Here is a 17492-nt window from a genome sequence, read left to right as displayed (position 1 = left end):
GGAGTGTTTTAATTTATCAATGAATAAAAACATTAAAAGGTTATTAAAAATGTTTTTAACCTTTTTTAAAATAGGGCTTTTTACCTTTGGTGGCGGACTGGCGATGATTCCAATTATGGAGAAAGAATTTGTTGACAAACAAGGCTGGGTTGATAAAGAGAAATTTGTTAATGCTGTTTCCATAACCCAAACAGTACCTGGAGCAGTAGCAATTAATATGTCCATATTTTTTGGCTATAATATTGCTGGTTTTGCAGGAGCATTAGTAGCTGCTTTGGGGATTGCTTTACCATCATTTTTGGTGATTTTAACTATAGCATTAGTTTTTAGAAATTTTAATGATTATTTAATTGTACAAAATATTTTAAAAGGGATTCGTCCCGCAGTTGTAGCTTTAATTATTTACGCAGGTCTTGATTTAGCTAAATATATTGATTGGGATCTACCTTTAGCCCTAACTACTACTTTAGTTCTCATAATTGCATTGAGCTTTGCTGTAAATCCAGCATTTTTAATTCTTATGGCAATAATTTTTGGCTCTATTTCTTATAAAAAAGAGTACTTTATAAAGTTAAAAAATAAATTAGAGAAAAATTATAAAAAAGTTTACAAAGAAGTTTACAATGATTAATAATTTAATATTAGGACTTATAATATATTTTTTAAAAAGGGGTTTAAAATGCTGGAACTAATAATTACTCTAATGAGATCTTTCTTTAAAGTCGGTATGTTTGGATTTGGTGGCGGTTATGCGATGATCTCACTTTTACAGAGAGAATTAGAAAGATATGGTTGGCTGACAATGCAGGAATTTGTAGATATAATAGCTATTGCCCAGATGACACCGGGGGCTATTGCAGTAAATAGTGGTACTTTTGTTGGCTTTAAATCTACTTCAAGTATTTTTGGAGCATTTTGTGCAACTTTAGCTGTTATTGCTCCCTCATTTATTTTAGTTTTACTTTTAGCTCATTATTATAAAAAGATAAAAGACTCAGATTATATAAAAGAATTAATTAGATATATCAGGCCAACAGTAATTGCTTTAATAATTCTAGCAGCGCTTTCATTGGTAAAAACTAGCATTATTGATCTTAAAACATTTATAATTTCAGTATCTGTGCTAACAATTATGTTAAAAAGCAGTCTGAATCCAATCGCGTTAATTGTTTTAGCAGGAATTTCAGGAGCACTAATATATTAATAAAATTTAAAAACATACATAAAGAGAAGAGGTGTAGCAAATGAAAAAAGTTGAATTTAATCAAATTTTAACTGATTATAAAGAAGTACTACCACATGGAGTATTTTTAACAACTAAGGCTGATGGAGAAATAAATACAATGACTATGGGTTGGGGAACTACTGGATATATTTGGAATAAAAATATTATTATGGCTCCAGTCAGAAAATCACGTTATACACATCAATTAATAGAAAATAGTCAATTCTTTACAGTTAGTGTGCCTTTAAATGGACAGCTAAAAAAAGAACTGCAGTTCTGTGGAACTAAATCAGGGAGAAATCATAATAAAATTGAAGAATTAAATTTAGAGCTGCTTGAAGTTGAAGAATGTGAGGTTCCACTTATCAAAGGTAATAATCTTCATATTATTGCAAAAATAAAATATCAACAGGATATGATGATAGATAATCTGGCAAAAGATATAGTAGATAAAAAATATCCTGAGCAAGATATGCATACATTTTATTATGGAGAGGTAGTTGCAGTTTATCAGGAATAATAAAAGCAAAAAAACAGAGGCCTTAGAAGCAAAAAGTTTTCGCTTTAATGTGGAACAGGACAGCTTTTTACATTAAAGCGATTTTATTTCTAATTTATAACTTCGTAAAATAACAATTTTACGAAGTTATTCTACAATAAGGCTTAAAAACACCAAATTTAGCTAAAATCTCTTATATCTCAATCCTTAAGTTCACTTAAGAAATTGGGATTTTAAAAATTTTAAAGTAAATATCTAGATAATTAAAAAAAGCAGCGCTATGGCTGCTTGATTTGTTCTTCAACTTCTTTTTTGTTTTTATATTCCTGATATCTTCTATGGACAGTAGATTTAGATACATCATAACCAAGTCCTTTTAAAGTTGCTGCTATATCTTTAAAAGTTAGATCTAAATTTCTTAATCTAATAATTTCTTTTAATGGCACTTCTTTGCGATCTCTACCACCTTGATCAATATTTTTTAAATTATCTGCTGGATTAAAACTACTTGTATTTATCTTGTTTTTCATAGCTCTACTAATATTTTTATTTCTTAATTCCTGCTGATAGTTTTCTACTACTGATAAGATTTCTAAAATCATTTTTTCCAGATCATTTAAAGCAATTGCACCTTTATCTGCTAAAGTATGTATTTCTGCTTCCATTTTTGTGATTTGATGGATTAAAGCCATTTTTGCATTTCCTCTACCTAGGCGACTGCTGTCCTGAATTAAGAGGAGTTCAGCTTTATTTCTCTTTATCAGATCTAAAATTTCTAGAATTCCAGGTCTGCTTTCACTAAAACCACTTTCTTTTTCTTCAACTATTTTGACTACATTCAACTTATTTTTGGCTGCATAGCTTAAAAGTTCATCTTTTTGGCGTATTAAGCTGCTTTTTTGGCTATCTTTTTTAGTACTGACCCTTGTATAAATAACTGCTTTTTTTATTTTGAACACCCTTTCGCTTATTTTTTCAACTAATTACAGGAATTATTTTTTAGTTAAGTGGGATTATAAGTTTTTTACCGGGAGTAATTATAGCAGAATCAATATCATTGGCTTTTTTAATATTATAGATTGCTTTTCTAATATCGATATTATTATCATAATAAAAAGCTGCAATTGTCCATAAAGAGTCACCACTTTGAACTTCATGAACTAAGACCTCACTATTATCTTCACCAAAACCAATTAGAGAAAAAGCACTGATCAAGATTAAAGTAATAAATAATATCAGTGATATTATAAGTAAAAAGTTAAATATCAGTTTGGAAACACTACTTTTAGCTCTGTTTTTAACATAATCTTTATTATTTACTGAATATCCTTTGCTGTAAGTCATAAATAATTCCCCCCCTATAAAAATTGCTTATTTTACGAACAGATATACTAAACTGATGTTCACTATCTATATTATAGCAGTACATATGTTCATTGTCAAGCAATATTTGAACGATTGTTTGTTTTTTAGAGCTTTTTATGTTATAATAAAAGAAAATTTAGAATGGAGGAATTAATTATGGAAGACCTATCTAAAAGACAGAAAAGTATTTTAAATTTCATTATAAATGAGATTAAAGCAAAAGGCTATCCCCCTTCTGTTCGGGAAATTGGGAAGGCAGTGGGTCTTAAATCTCCGGCTTCTGTTCACAGTCATTTAAAAACTCTAGAAAAACTTAAATATTTACGCAGAGATCCTTCAAAGCCGCGGGCAATTGAAGTTATATATAATAAAGAGAAAAATAATAAAAGTAATAAAGAAATGATTGATATACCAGTGGTAGGTAAAGTTACTGCAGGTGCACCTATATTAGCAGAAGAAAACATAGAGGACTATTTTCCTCTCCCTTTAGGATATATTAAGGTTGGTAATAATGATGTGTTTATGCTGAAGGTTAGTGGAGATAGTATGATTAATGCAGGCATACATGATGGAGATTATGTTATTGCAGAAAAACAAAATTATGCAGAAAATGCTCAGATTGTGATTGCTTTAATTGAAGATGAAGCAACAGTTAAAAGATTCTATAAAGAGGAAAATAATATAAGGCTCCAGCCGGAGAATCCAGCTTATGAGCCTATTATATCAGAAAATGTGAAGGTTTTAGGAAAGGTAATTGGTTTATACCGTAGATTTGATCAATAATATACTAAATTATAAAAAATAATTATTAATCTCCGCTGCTGGATAATTCTTCAATTCTATCAGCGGCTTTTTTTATTAATTTGAAGTCATACCAGCTCTGTTTTTTCATATTTTTATTCCGCAATAAATAAGCAGGATGAAAGCTAGCTAAAAAATAAATATCTCCTCTTTTAATCCATTGGCCACGCATCTTTGTAATCGATTCTTCTGGATTCAAGAGAAAGTTTGTTGCTGTACTACCGAGAGTTACAATAACTTTAGGCTGAATCAACTCTATTTCTGCTTTTAAAATAGCTGAACAAGCTTTAACTTCTTTTTTATAAGGGACTCGATTATCAGGAGGTCTACATTTTACAACATTAGTAATATATATTTCTTCTCTTTTTAAATTAACACTTTGTAGTATTTTATCCATTAGTTTACCGGCTCTACCTACAAAGGGCCTGGCTAAGTTATCTTCAGTTGCTCCAGGACCTTCACCAACCAGCATGATTTTGTTATCTAGATTCCCTTCCCCCATTACTACGTTAGAACAGCCTTCTCTCAGCTGACAGCGAGTACATTGTAAAGCCTTCTCTTTTAAATTTTGATAATTATCATTTGGATATGAAAATAATTGTTGAATAGAGAAATTACCATTTTGATCAAATAACATAGAGACCTCCTGACAGCAGTAATCTATTCATTCATAAAATCTTGATACTCATCTTCAGCTAATGCCCTAAAAAGCGATCGTGACCTAGTGGCTTGAAATAATGCTCTTACATAATTACCCCGTTTATAATAAACTAATCCTTTAATTAAATGAGAATATTCATTATTTTGCATGCTTAATGCCTTATCAGCATAATTCATTGCTTTATCAAACTCTTCAATTTCAACTAATGCAGCTGCAGCATTATTATATGCCCAGAGATTATCTGGGTCTAGTTCAATTATATATTCAAATAAATCAACTGCATCATCATAATTCCTATTAATAACTTCTGCAAATGCAGCATAGTTAAGTAATAAGAGATTATCTCTATTCTGATAAGTCGCCAAGCTTTTTAAATAAGGATCTAAAGCTTGATTGAACTCTTCTCTGCTCACATTATTCCCAAAAACATCAATAATTTCATATGCTTTAACAACTTCGCCCGTATTTGCATAAGCAACTGCTAAGGTATAATTTAAAACAATATCTGAACGATTTGATTCTAATTGACTTTGAGTTGTATCTATTAATTCCTGCCAATTATAATTAGATTCTGCATAAATATCTACAGTGTAAATACTTAAAAATATTAATAACAGCAGAATTAAGATTTTTTTAGACAAATACATCAACTTCCTTTTTTATAGTTTGCTTTAAACTACTCCTTTTCTTGATCAAGGTCAAGGAGACCACTAATCTTTTCTACAGGAGCAATAGTGGAAATAGCATGCTTATAAATCATCTGATCCCTTTGATCACTTCTCAAAATAATAGTGAAATTGTCATAGGCTGAAATTTTCCCTTTTAACTGATAACCATTAACAAAATAAACAACAACTTCAATTTGATTTTCATAAACATGATTTAAAATGTGGTCCTGATAATTAATTTTGTTATTCATCTCTGCAGCCTCCTTTATATATTTTAAAGCTCTTGACTCTTATATTATAAATTCAATATTATTCTGAAAATTCCTGCAAAAATAAAATTAATTATTTTTAGCGATTTCTTTAAAATAGGAATCAGAGCTTTTAAAAAAAGGTTTAAGCTGATAATATAGATCACTGGGAGGTCTGATTCCAAAGGCTGTATAGGCTGATTTTTGATCTATAAAGACCTTAGTAACTGGAGCTGAATTAATATTGTATTCAGCAAAAATTTCTGGTGCATCACTTAATTTTAACTTATAGAGTATTAAATCTTCAAAGGAGTCTAATATTTTTTTGATATTATTTTCGGCCATCTGGCAGTAACCACAGCTATCATTAGAAAATAAGACTAAAAGTTTTTCTTCGGTTTTAAGCAGTTTTTTAAATTCTTTTCCATTAGAAATCAATTTCACTTCTTTTTTTAAGTTCTCTTTCATAATCTTTTTCTCCTTTTACAATCTCAATGATCTCATCTGCAGCTGATTCTTTGCTCTGCTGATCTAAATTAAATACTATTAAATCTTCTTCTTTTCTCAACCAGGTTAACTGTCTTTTAGCAAAATTACGGCTTCTTTTTTTTATTTTTTCTACCGCTTCTTCTAGGCTAATTTCAGCCTTTAAATAAGCAATTAGTTCTTTATAACCAAGTGCCTGTTTAGCAGTTTCACTTAACTCATAGTTATCAATTAGTTCTTGAACCTCATTTAAAAGACCTTTTTCCAGCATTAGATCTACTCGCTTGTTTATTCTTTGATATAAGTTTTCTCTTTTTCTTATCAAAGCAAATTTATATGCACTATAACGCGGTGGTCGTAATTTTTGTTCTTTTTTATAAACACTTTTTTGCTTTCCTGTTTGCTCAAATATTTCTATAGCTCTAATAACCCTTCTTAGATCATTAGGATGGAGTTTTTGAGCAGTTTTAGGATCTTTTTCCGCCAAAATGTTATGAACTTTTTGATTCCCTTCTGTCTCAGCTAAGTTCTGCAGCTTAGCTCTCAGTTCTTGATCAGCTTTTATTTTAGGCAGCATAAATCCTTCTAAAACTGCTTTAATATAAAGATGAGTTCCTCCAACTAAAAGAGGAATTTTATCTCTCGATTTAATCTCCTTAATAGCTTGATCTGCATCTTTTTGAAATTCAGAAACAGAATAATCTTGATCTGGTTCCACAAAATCAAGTAAATGATGTTTAATTTTCTCTTGCTCAGCTTGAGCTGCTTTAGCGGTTCCGATATCCATCTCTTTATAAATCTGCATTGAATCAGCAGATATTATTTCAGTATCTAATTTATGGGCAACTTCCAGTGATAAATCAGTTTTACCGACTGCAGTAGCTCCTGTTATAACAATTAAATCTCTCATTATCTACCAATTCCTTTTTCGATTTCATCTTTGCTGATATTAATCATAACTGGTCTGCTGTGAGGACAGCGATAAGGGTTTTCCGATTCAAATAATTCTTTGATAATCCTTAAACTTTCTTGATTATTTAGAGGTTGGCCTGCTTTAACCGCAGTTCTACAGGCTAAATATTCTATCATTGTTTTTTGTATTTCAGCTGCAGATTTAGACCTACCCTCTTCAACTAATTCTGCAATTAGCTCTTCAATAATATTTCTTGTTGACTTATTTTTCAGTAAAACAGGAACTTCCTGAATTAAAATAGTATTTTTACCAAAATCACTAAAGTTAATTCCTAATTCTTTAAATGATTCTTTATATTCATCTACAAGCAGTTTTTCTTCAGCACTAAGTTCTATTTTAACCGGTATTAATAAGGACTGAGTTGCAGTATTTTTCTCATTATATTCTTTATAAAGTTTTTCATAGAGTATTCTTTCATGAGCATTATGCTGATCAATAATTTTTAAACCTTCAGCAGTTTCTATTAGAAGATAACTGTTAAAAATTTGGGCTAAGAATTTAATTTTGTTTTCTTTAGCAGAATCATTATTAATTAAATACTCTTTTTTGCTGTTTTCTGAAAATTGTTTTTTTGGATCTTCATTACTATCTGAATAATTGATATTTTTCTGAAGTTCTTCAGCCCTATGTTGGCTTGATTTATTAAATGACTTATTCTTTTTTTGATCAGAAATATTTTTAAGTCTTCCCTCTTCTTTAAAAGCCTGTTTTTCATAAACAGGAGTAGTATTATTTTGCTCAGCTTGCTTTTTTTGAGTAGAATTTAATTTGATTCTTGTTGTGGGATCAGCTTTTTTTAAAGTTTTTCGAACTCCCTTTGCAATCACATCATATATTATCTGGCTGCGGCTGAACTTGACTTCCTTTTTAGTTGGATGAACATTTACATCAACTAAAATTGGATTAACTTTGATAAATAAAAATACAATTGGCTTTCTACCTGGATCTATTAATTTACTATAAGCATTTTCTACTGCTTTAGCAGCAAGACTATTATAGATTGGCCTGCCATTAGCAAAAAATAATTCATGGCTTCTCCCAGCTCTTGTTTGCTCAGGTCTAGCAATATAACCACTTAAATTAATATAGCGGTCTTCAAGATCAATTTTTAATAAATTATCTGCTATTTCTGCTCCATAAAGTGCATAAATACAATCTTTTAACTTGCCATTACCAGGAGTAGAGAGTATCTGTTTATTATTATGATATAATTTAAAGCTTATCTCACTGTTGGCAACAGCTTCAGCATTAACAATTCTACTGATATGTGAAAACTCAGTTGAAGTTGTTTTTAAATACTTATATCTGGCAGGTGTATTATAGAACAAATCTCTAACCTTTACTTCTGTTCCGATAGTGGAAGCAGCGGGTTTTTTCTTAATAACCTCTCCACCTTTAAGCCGGATTTTAACTCCATTTTCTTTTTCCTTATGTCGGCTAAGCATTTCTACCTCTGCAACAGAAGCTATACTTGCAAGAGCTTCACCTCTAAAGCCAAGACTATATAAAGAGTAAAGATCATCAATATCTTTAATTTTGCTTGTGGCATAACGATTAAAAGCTGCTTTAATATCTTCCGGCAAAATACCGTGACCATCATCTTTTACCTGAATCAGCTTTCTGCCACCTTCTTTAATTCTAATTTCAATATTCTCAGCTCTAGCATCAATAGAGTTTTCAATCAATTCTTTTACTATAGAAGCAGGTCTTTCAACAACCTCTCCTGCTGATATTTGATTGGCAACATTTTGTGGCAGCTGTTTGATTTCACCCATATTAATTCTCCTCTTTTTTTAGGTCCTGTTTAAGTTTATATAAAAAGTTCATTGCATCCAAAGGAGTCATATCCATAATATCTTTTTCATCTAATTTTTTTAAAATAGGGTTTTCCTTATCTTTAAATAAAGCTAATTGCTGATGTTTGCCATCTTGAAGAGATTTCTCTCTTTTCCGCAGCGGCATTTTATTATTTTCTTCTAAGCGGCTCAGTATTTTTTGGGCACTAATAATTATTTCCTCTGGCAGCCCTGCCAAACGGGCAACTTCAATACCATAACTATCATCAGCTCTACCTTCACCAATACGGTGTAAAAAGTGTACCCCATCACTATCTTCTTTAACCAATACATTATAATTTTTGATTCCCTGATATTCATCCTCAAGTCTTGTCAGTTCATGATAGTGAGTTGCGAAAAGTGTTCTTGCTCCAATCCTTTCAGGGTTATTTAAATATTCACTTACAGCCCAGGCAATACTAACTCCATCATATGTGCTGGTACCTCTACCAACCTCATCTAATATTATTAAACTTCTATCAGTACTATTGTTGACAATATTTGCAACTTCATTCATTTCTACCATAAAAGTACTCTGGCCTGTAGTAAGATCATCACTAGCTCCAACTCTGGTGAAGATACGATCAGTTAGTCCTATTTCAGCCTTTTCAGCGGGGACAAATGAACCTACCTGAGCCAGTAAAACAATTAGAGCTACCTGCCTCATATAAGTTGATTTACCGGACATATTAGGACCAGTTATTATAATAAAACGCTGTTCACTCTGATCTAAGTAACAGTCATTGGCAACAAATTGCTCACTGAACATCTTCTCTACAACTGGATGTCGACCATTTTTAATAACTATTTCTTCACCGTTATTTATTTCTGGTCTATTATAATTGTTTTCTATTGCCAAAAAGGCAAATGACATCAATACATCTATTTCTGCAATTAAAGAAGCAGTTTTATTTATTCTGTTTACTTCTTGAGCTATTCTATCTCTGATCTCAACAAAGATTTGATATTCTAAATCATTAATCTTTTCTTCTGCTCCAAGAACTTCTGCCTCTTTTTCTTTTAGTTTAGGGATTATATATCTTTCACTATTGCTTAAAGTTTGTTTGCGTTCATAACGCTCTGGTACTTTATCTAAATGTGAATTAGTTACCTCTAAATAATAGCCGAAAACTTTATTAAAACCTACTTTTAAAGTATTTATGCCTGTTTTTTCTCTTTCTTCTTTTTGCAAAGCACTAATCCAGTTTTTACCTTCATTAACAAGTTTACGGAGTTTATCAAGTTTTTGATCATAATTATCTTTAATAACTCCACCTTCAGTAATTGTAGTTGGTGGTTCTTCAATTATAGAATCATCTATTAGTTTAAAAACATCCTCTAAAGAATCAAAATCAGCCTTTAGTTCAGAAAATAGCTTTGTCTTAAAATCAGCGATAAGCTCTTCTAAGCCTGGTAATTTTGCTAATGAATTTCTTAAGGCGATCAAATCCCTGCCATTTGCTGATTGATAAGTTATTTTGCTCATAATCCTCTCTAAATCATAGATATCAGCCATTAAATCTCTGCATTTATTTAAAATCATAAAGTTGTCCAGTAATTCTGCTATAGAATCATGGCGCTTTACTATTTCCTGCTGATTTATTAAAGGTTGGTTGATCCACTTTTTTATGGTTCTACCACCCATAGAGGTAATAGTCTGGTCTACAATTGAGAGCAGTGATCCCGAGCTTTTATTATCCCTAATTGTTGAAGTCAATTCTAAATTGCGTCTGGTAGCAGCATCTAAAACCATATAATCCTCTAAATAATAGGGATTTAAGGTGGTAATTTGTTTAACAGTTCTTTTTTGGGTTTCTTTTAAGTATTCTAAAATCATTCCGGCTGCATAGACTGCTGTTTTCATATCTTCACAGCCAAAGCCTTCTAAAGAATTAATTTTAAAATGGTCTAGCATTTCTTTTTTTAAGTAATTATAGTCTCTGCTTTCCACCTCATTGATACTAAATGAATATTGAGCCTGAAGTTGATTAATCTTTTCCAGTTCAGCTGTACTTTGATCTGTTAAAAGTTCCTGAGGAGCAATTCTATTAATTTCGTCAAATAGTTTGTCATCTCTTTCTGCAGAAAATTCAGTTAAATAAAATTCTCCGGTTGAGATATCAGTATAAGCAAAACCATAATTATTTTTATATTTGAAAGCTGCAGCAAGATAATTGTTTTCATTATCAGCTAAAATTTCATTTTCGATTACTGTACCAGGTGTTATAACTCTGATAACATCTCTTTCTACAATACCACTTGTTTCAGAAGGATCTTCAAGCTGTTCACAAATAGCTACTTTAATCCCTTTTTTGATCATCTTTTCTATATAGGATGCTGCAGAATGAGCAGGAACTCCTGCCATCTCAATTTTTTCTCCTCCGCCTTTGTTCCTTGAAGTAAGGGCAATATCTAATAATCTGGCAGCTTTTTTGGCATCCTCACCAAACATTTCATAAAAATCTCCCAACCTGAAAAATAATATTGCATCTTGATGTTTTCTTTTTAAATTAAAATACTGCTGCATCATTGGTGTTAATTCAGCCAAACTAATCCCTCCAAAATGGATAATATTCAAAAACCTGAAAGATAAAAATATTAATCTCTCAGGTTAAATGTCTAGCAATATTTATTCAACTACAGTCCCCTGTAGTGTCCAGCTTTTTGCGGAATCTATTTTTACTTTCACTATTTCTCCTATTAAGTCAGGTCTTTTATCTATAAAACATATTTTATTGCTTCTGGTTCGACCTTCATAAACCTCTTGATCCCTATTGCTAGGACCTGTTAGAAGTATTTTTTGAGTTTTGCCGATTAATTTTTGGTTTTTTTCATAGCTAATTTTATTTTGAATTTCCATTAATCTATTTAAACGTTCTTTTTTAACTTCTTCTGCTATCTGATCTTCTCTTCTAGCAGCTGGAGTTCCACTGCGGGGAGAATAAATAAAAGTGTAAGCCATATCGAATCTTAATTCCTTGACTAAGTCTAAGGTTTGTTCAAAATCTTCATCACTTTCTCCCGGAAAACCAACAATAAAATCGGTTGAAATTGCAGCTTCTGGTACTTTGTTTTGAATTTCTTTTACAGTTTTAATATAATATTCTCTGCAGTAACCTCTGTTCATTTCTTTTAAAATTTTATTACTTCCAGACTGAATAGGAAGATGAATGTGTTCAGCTACTTTAGTTAAATTTTTAATCGCCATCAGTAATTTATGAGAAAAATCTCGGGGATGAGAAGTCATAAATCTAATTCTTTTTAAAGCTTCAACTTTATTGAGTTCTTCTAAAAGTAAGGGAAAATCAATTTTTTCTTCTAAATCATTCCCATAAGAATTCACATTCTGTCCTAAAAGAGTAATTTCTTTAACCCCCTCAGCAGCTAATTTTTCTGCTTCATTTACTATAGCTTCTAAAGGCCGACTGCGTTCTCTACCTCTAACATAAGGAACTATACAATAGGTGCAGAAATTATTGCAACCTTGGATTATTGAAATCCAGGCAGAATATTCAGATTCTCTCTGTGAAGGCAAATCAGGGATTAAACCTTCCTCTTGATCCCAAACTTCAACTACTCTTTTGCGGTTTTTTTCTATTTTTTGAATTAACTCAGGTACCTGATGGATGTTATGAGTGCCAAATATGAGGTCTACATGACGGTATTTTTTATAAATCTCCTCAACTGGTTCTTCTAACTGCATCATACAACCACCAATCCCAATTATTAAATCAGGATTTTTTCTTTTATATTCTTTAAGCTGACCTAATTTACCAAATACCTTAAGTTCAGCGTTCTCTCTAATAGTACATGTGTTAAGCAGTATAATATCAGCATTTTCTAATTGCTCTGTATTATTATAGCCTAAACTTTCTAACATACCTGCCAGCTTTTCTGAGTCATGTTCATTCATCTGACAACCATATGTTATTATATGATATTTTTTGTTTTTACTCATCTTTTCACTCCTGCTGTAATACAACTATTTTAACTGCCATAATTTTTGATTTGATCAAGACTTTCATTTTTACCCATAACAACAAGCCTATCTCCTTCTAAAACCTTATCATCAGCTCCAGGAGAAATATGTAAGTCTTCTCCTCTTTTTATGGCCATAACATTTACATTAAATCTAGATCTAAGTTCTAATTCTTTTAAGGTTTTACCGACCATTTTATCTGCCGCTATAATTTCTATTACTCCATAATCAGGAGCAAATTCTATATAATCTAAAACATTAGAAGAAATCAGATTATGGGCTATTCTAGCTCCCATATCTCTTTCCGGATAAACAACTCTATCTGCTCCAATTTTTGTCAAGACTTTGCCGTGTAATTTATCAGGTGCTTTAACAATTACATAGGGTACATTTAATTCTTTTAAAATTAAAGTACACAAAATATTAGCTGATACATCATCACCGATGCTAACAACAGCAACATCAAAATTTCTAACTCCTAAAGTTTTTAATGCATCTTCATCAGTCGCATCTGCTTCTACTGCATGAGTTACCTGATCTGCCAGAGCTTGAACTCTATCTGCATTTTTATCTATTGCCAGGACATCATAACCATTTTCTGCAAGTGTTGTAGCTACACTTGAGCCAAAACGTCCTAAGCCAATTACTACAAATTGTTTCATTGCCTAAACCTCCTGTAAAAGTTAACCAACCATAACTTTTTCTGTTGGATAATGATAAATACCTTTTCTAACTTTGTCTCCAAATGCTACTGCCAATGTTAAAGGACCTACCCTACCTGCAAACATAGTAATGGTAATTAAAACTCGACTTATATTTGAGAGGCTACCTGTTATACCGGTTGATAACCCAACCGTACCAAATGCAGATACAGTTTCAAATAAAACATCTATAAATTGAAAATCTTCTATAATTAAGATTAAAGTAGTCATCAATATCACCAGAGCAGCTGCCAGCATTGTAATCGTAAATGCCTTATAAACTATCTGGGTTTCAAGTCTTCTATTATAAATTTCCATATCTTCTTTACCAACTATAGTATTCTTCAAGGTTATTAACATCACACCAAAGGTGGTTGTTTTAATCCCCCCACCTGTTGAGCCAGGTGAAGCACCAACAAACATTAAGAAAATTATTAGAAATAAAGAAGACTGTCTTAAAGCTCCTGTAGGCAGGGTGTTAAATCCTGCAGTTCTAGGGGTAACAGACAAAAACATTGCTGAAAGAACTTTATCTAAAAATGGCAGACCTTCCATGGTGTGATTATATTCTAAAGCAAAAAATACTATAAAACCAAAAACAAGTAAAGCTGCTGTCATAGCTATAACTATTTTAGTTTGTAAAGTTGCTTTTTTAAATTTTACTCTATTATAGACTTCAAGCATTACCCCAAAACCTATTCCACCTAAGATAATTAATGCCATAATTACAAAGTTAATTGTGATATCTCCAGTAAATCCTTCTAAACTATTACCAAATAGATCAAAACCGGCATTATTAAAAGCAGAAACAGCATGGAAAATGGATAAATATACCGCTCTAAAAAAATCATGATCCTGGCTTAAACGGAGAAATAAAATAGAGGCCCCAATACCTTCAATGGCAAAGGTGAAGCCAAGTAGGTATTGAACCAACCTAACCATACCAGATATTTGATACTGATTTAGATCTTCCTGGATTATCAGTCTTTCTTTTAAACTAATTTTTTTACCTATAATAAAAGCAAATAGGGTGGACATAGACATAATTCCAAGCCCTCCAATTTGGATCATCAGCATAATAACTGTTGAGCCAAACATGGTAAAAGCTTCTTTTGTGTTAACAACAATTAATCCTGTGACACAGGTTGCTGAAGTGGCAGTAAAGACTGCATCAATAATATTCAAACCCTGACCATCTGTTGTAGCAATGGGCAGCATCAGCATTATAGACCCGAGTAAAATAACCACAAAATAGCCGCTAACTAAATATTGAGCTGGACTGAGATTTTTCTTAGGTAATTTCATTTTATTCTCTCCCACATCATTATCGAAGTTATTATACTATATCTATTAATAAAAGTAAAATAAAAACTGGGGATAAACCCCAGCTTTAAAAAAATATTCTAATATAATTACTTTAGCCATCATATGGTTCGAACATATCTTTTCCTACACCACATTCTGGACAAACCCAATCATCAGGTAAATCTTCAAAAGAGGTTCCTGCTTCAATTCCACCTACAGGATCTCCTTCTTCAGGATCATAGATATACATACATACTGTACATTGGTATTTCTGCATGATTTAAATTCTCCTTTCTCCTTTTATAAGATTATTTATCTAATTATAAAACAGAAATACTAAATATGTCAAGTCTAGCTAAGTGATAAAAGATTATTCATTCTCATCAAAATGAGCATCTAAACTTAAAACAAAAGTAGTACCTGTTTTATCACTTTTGTCAACCCATAAATCACCATTATGAAGTGAAATGATTTCTTTACTACTTGATAATGGTAAATCTTCACCATGGATATTATCTCTTGTTATCATTGAAGAATATTTATTAAATATTTCTAATTGTACATCTTCTGGAATTCCACGACCTTCATCTTTTATATAAATTAAGACTTTTTCATCTTTAGTAAAAACTTTAATTTTAATAACTCCACCATTTATAGTGTATTTAATAGAGTTGCTGAGTAGAGAATTTAAAACCCAAAGTATTTTATTACTATTGACTATTATTTCAGGTAGATTATCTTCTATTTCTCTATCAATAGTTATATTTTTAGCTTCAGCTGTTTTAGAAACACTATCAATAGCAAAATTAAGTAAATTTTCGACCTTTAATGTTTCTTTATCAGAAAGAGTGAATAAATTTTCTTTATCACCCTGGGTGATTTTTTCGTGGTATGCATCTAATATATCACTTCTACTAATAACTCCAACCAATTTCATATTTTCTTTAGAAAAGACTGGAAGGGTTTTGGTTTTTGTATTGCTTATAATTTCGAGTGCTTTAATTATACTGTCTTCAGTACAAATTTTGGTTGATGTAGGAAACACAAGGTTTTCAATTTGCATATCATTTAACTCTTCATTATCTTTGTTTTTTTCAATATAATTCATTAGATTACGATAACTCATCATACCTATATAATCACCTGATTGCTGTTTTAAAACAGGAACATACGAAACAAAAGTTCCCTGAAACAATTTTTTAGCATCTGCTACTGTGTTTGTATTATAAAGGGTTAAAGGATTTTCACTCATCACTTCTTTTACTTTAATATTTTTGATTAAGTTTGCTTCATCAATTACACTTAAATCTATCCCTCTATTTAAAAGCTTGGTTGTATAGATGTTTTTCTTTTGAACTTTTCCTGTTGCAATAGAACTAATTATACAAGCTAACATCATCGGCAAAAATATTTTATAATCTCTTGTCATTTCAAAAAGAATTACAATTGATGTTAAAGGAGCATGTGCAGCTCCGGAAAAAACAGCTCCCATCCCAATAATTGCATAAGAACCTGGACCGGCAGTTATATTCGGGAAGAAGTTATTTATAATTGAACCATATGTACTTCCTGCCATAGCACCTATAAAAAGAGAAGGTGCAAAAATACCACCAGATGCCCCACTTCCTAAAGTAAAGTCTGTTGCTAGTATTTTAGCTATCATAAATGTTAATGTTAAATAAAGAGGAAGCATTCCGTTTAAAGCCTGATCCATAATTGGGTAACCTGTTGAATGAATTTCTGGAATTCTAAGAGCTAATAATGCAATTAACAAACCCCCAAGTGCGGGTTTTAAATATGGTGGAAATTTAAATTTTTCAAATAAATGTTCCATTCCATAAAGAGAATTTTCATATGCTAATGCAACTAAAGCTGCAAATAGACCTAGGCCTATATAAAATAAAAATTCCCAGTTACTTACAAAATTATGAGTAGGTATAGTAAATATTGCTTGTCTTGGTCCAAAAAAGAGATTAGCTACTGCATTACCTGTCACTGAAGCTATTACTACTGGAGAAAAGTTTTTTAATTTAATATTTTTCATTATTACTTCCAAACTAAAAATTACTCCAGCAAGGGGAGCATTAAAGGTACCTGAAATACCAGCAGCTGCACCCGAGGCAAGTAGTATTTCTATACTATCACCATCTAATTTAAAATATTGACCTAAAGCAGAACCAAAACCAGCGCCTATTTGAACAATTGGTCCTTCACGCCCAGCTGAACCTCCAGAGCCAATGGTAATCGCAGAAATAAATGCCTTAAATGGAGCTACTCTTGCTCTGATTTTTCCATGGTGTAATGCCGCTGCTTCCATAACTTCCGGCACTCCATGTCCTTTAGCTTCTGGCACAAAAAAGTAAATTAATGGTCCAACAATTAAACCACCTATAACTGGAGATAATATTCTATGGTAGATTGGTAAAGATCTTATTACAGGTACAAAATCAACTCCAGCACCTACTCCAAAAAATATATTTTTAATGATAGAAATTAAGTGATGAAATACAACTGCTGCTACACCACCAATAATTCCTACAAATACTGCTAAAAGCATTAAAGATGTTATATCAGATTCTTTAATAAATACACATAGCTTTGAATAGATATCGTGATATTTCTTTTTTAATTTATTTTTAAGCATATAAATTTAATACCCCCATAGTTTTTTCATATTTTACACTATTTACTTACTTCTTTATCTTAAAATTTTTTTCTAGAATTAGTAAAAAGAAATAAAATATGC

The 17492-nt window shown here is 31.3% G+C and carries 18 protein-coding genes; 4 read left to right on the top strand and 14 right to left on the bottom strand.

Annotation, left to right across the window (positions count from 1 at the left end):
- Window positions 1-19: 19 nt before the first annotated feature.
- Genes LJ207_RS01105 through LJ207_RS01095 form a run of 3 tightly spaced genes read left to right on the top strand, consistent with a single transcriptional unit; the run spans window position 20 to window position 1745 of the window.
- Window positions 20-631: a chromate transporter gene (locus LJ207_RS01105; RefSeq protein ID WP_229343258.1), complete on the top strand. Its 612-nt coding sequence runs from the start codon at window positions 20-22 to the stop codon at window positions 629-631.
- Between the two features lie 48 nt (window positions 632-679).
- Window positions 680-1204: a chromate transporter gene (locus tag LJ207_RS01100; protein WP_229343256.1), complete on the top strand. Its 525-nt coding sequence runs from the start codon at window positions 680-682 to the stop codon at window positions 1202-1204.
- 40 nt (window positions 1205-1244) lie between these two features.
- Entirely contained in the window at window positions 1245-1745 is a 501-nt protein-coding gene (locus tag LJ207_RS01095; RefSeq protein WP_229343253.1) for a flavin reductase, read from the top strand.
- A gap of 257 nt (window positions 1746-2002) precedes the next feature.
- On the opposite strand, the gene LJ207_RS01090 is transcribed toward LJ207_RS01095, so the two are convergent.
- Together LJ207_RS01090 and yneA are read right to left on the bottom strand one after the other, a co-directional pair.
- On the bottom strand, window positions 2003-2674 hold the full coding sequence (locus tag LJ207_RS01090; protein ID WP_369414134.1) for a YneB family resolvase-like protein: 672 nt from the start codon (window positions 2672-2674) through the stop codon (window positions 2003-2005).
- A gap of 49 nt (window positions 2675-2723) precedes the next feature.
- Window positions 2724-3068 (bottom strand): cell division suppressor protein YneA, encoded by a 345-nt coding sequence (yneA, locus tag LJ207_RS01085; protein ID WP_229343249.1) that lies wholly within the window; start codon window positions 3066-3068, stop codon window positions 2724-2726.
- Between the two features lie 177 nt (window positions 3069-3245).
- Here yneA and lexA point away from each other — a divergent pair, with 177 nt between their 5' ends.
- Window positions 3246-3872 (top strand): transcriptional repressor LexA, encoded by a 627-nt coding sequence (gene lexA, locus LJ207_RS01080; protein WP_229343247.1) that lies wholly within the window; start codon window positions 3246-3248, stop codon window positions 3870-3872.
- 25 nt (window positions 3873-3897) lie between these two features.
- On the opposite strand, the gene LJ207_RS01075 is transcribed toward lexA, so the two are convergent.
- The 12 genes from LJ207_RS01075 to LJ207_RS01020 form a co-directional block, all read right to left on the bottom strand.
- Window positions 3898-4527, bottom strand: a complete 630-nt coding sequence (locus LJ207_RS01075; RefSeq protein ID WP_229343245.1) for a uracil-DNA glycosylase — start codon at window positions 4525-4527, stop codon at window positions 3898-3900.
- A gap of 23 nt (window positions 4528-4550) precedes the next feature.
- On the bottom strand, window positions 4551-5192 hold the full coding sequence (locus tag LJ207_RS01070; RefSeq protein WP_229343242.1) for a tetratricopeptide repeat protein: 642 nt from the start codon (window positions 5190-5192) through the stop codon (window positions 4551-4553).
- A gap of 35 nt (window positions 5193-5227) precedes the next feature.
- Window positions 5228-5470 (bottom strand): RNA chaperone Hfq, encoded by a 243-nt coding sequence (gene hfq, locus LJ207_RS01065; protein WP_229343240.1) that lies wholly within the window; start codon window positions 5468-5470, stop codon window positions 5228-5230.
- Between the two features lie 87 nt (window positions 5471-5557).
- Window positions 5558-5935, bottom strand: a complete 378-nt coding sequence (locus LJ207_RS01060) for a thioredoxin family protein (protein WP_229343238.1) — start codon at window positions 5933-5935, stop codon at window positions 5558-5560.
- Entirely contained in the window at window positions 5895-6863 is a 969-nt protein-coding gene (gene miaA, locus LJ207_RS01055; protein ID WP_229343236.1) for a tRNA (adenosine(37)-N6)-dimethylallyltransferase MiaA, read from the bottom strand. Before miaA ends, LJ207_RS01060 begins: the two co-directional genes overlap by 41 nt.
- A complete protein-coding gene (mutL, locus tag LJ207_RS01050) occupies window positions 6863-8701 on the bottom strand; it encodes a DNA mismatch repair endonuclease MutL (RefSeq protein WP_229343233.1) in 1839 nt (612 codons plus the stop codon). The genes miaA and mutL overlap by 1 nt, the downstream gene beginning before the upstream one ends.
- 1 nt (window position 8702) lies before the next feature.
- The gene (gene mutS, locus LJ207_RS01045) at window positions 8703-11309 is read right to left on the bottom strand and encodes a DNA mismatch repair protein MutS (RefSeq protein ID WP_229343231.1); all 2607 of its coding nucleotides are present in this window, start codon (window positions 11307-11309) and stop codon (window positions 8703-8705) included.
- 81 nt (window positions 11310-11390) lie between these two features.
- Window positions 11391-12719: a tRNA (N6-isopentenyl adenosine(37)-C2)-methylthiotransferase MiaB gene (gene miaB, locus LJ207_RS01040; protein WP_229343229.1), complete on the bottom strand. Its 1329-nt coding sequence runs from the start codon at window positions 12717-12719 to the stop codon at window positions 11391-11393.
- 29 nt (window positions 12720-12748) lie between these two features.
- Window positions 12749-13402, bottom strand: coding sequence for a potassium channel family protein (locus tag LJ207_RS01035; protein WP_229343227.1), 654 nt, complete (start codon window positions 13400-13402; stop codon window positions 12749-12751).
- A 21-nt stretch (window positions 13403-13423) separates the two neighbouring features.
- A complete protein-coding gene (locus LJ207_RS01030; RefSeq protein WP_229343225.1) occupies window positions 13424-14746 on the bottom strand; it encodes a TrkH family potassium uptake protein in 1323 nt (440 codons plus the stop codon).
- 112 nt (window positions 14747-14858) lie between these two features.
- Entirely contained in the window at window positions 14859-15023 is a 165-nt protein-coding gene (gene rd, locus LJ207_RS01025) for a rubredoxin (RefSeq protein WP_013405768.1), read from the bottom strand.
- A gap of 93 nt (window positions 15024-15116) precedes the next feature.
- The gene (locus LJ207_RS01020) at window positions 15117-17390 is read right to left on the bottom strand and encodes a chloride channel protein (protein WP_229343223.1); all 2274 of its coding nucleotides are present in this window, start codon (window positions 17388-17390) and stop codon (window positions 15117-15119) included.
- Between the last annotated feature and the right edge of the window lie 102 nt (window positions 17391-17492).

The organism is Halanaerobium polyolivorans (genome assembly GCF_020711195.1).
Classification (GTDB): domain Bacteria; phylum Bacillota; class Halanaerobiia; order Halanaerobiales; family Halanaerobiaceae; genus Halanaerobium; species Halanaerobium polyolivorans.
Note: the sequence above shows the minus strand (reverse complement) of the source record. Positions and strands in the feature narration are given on the sequence as shown.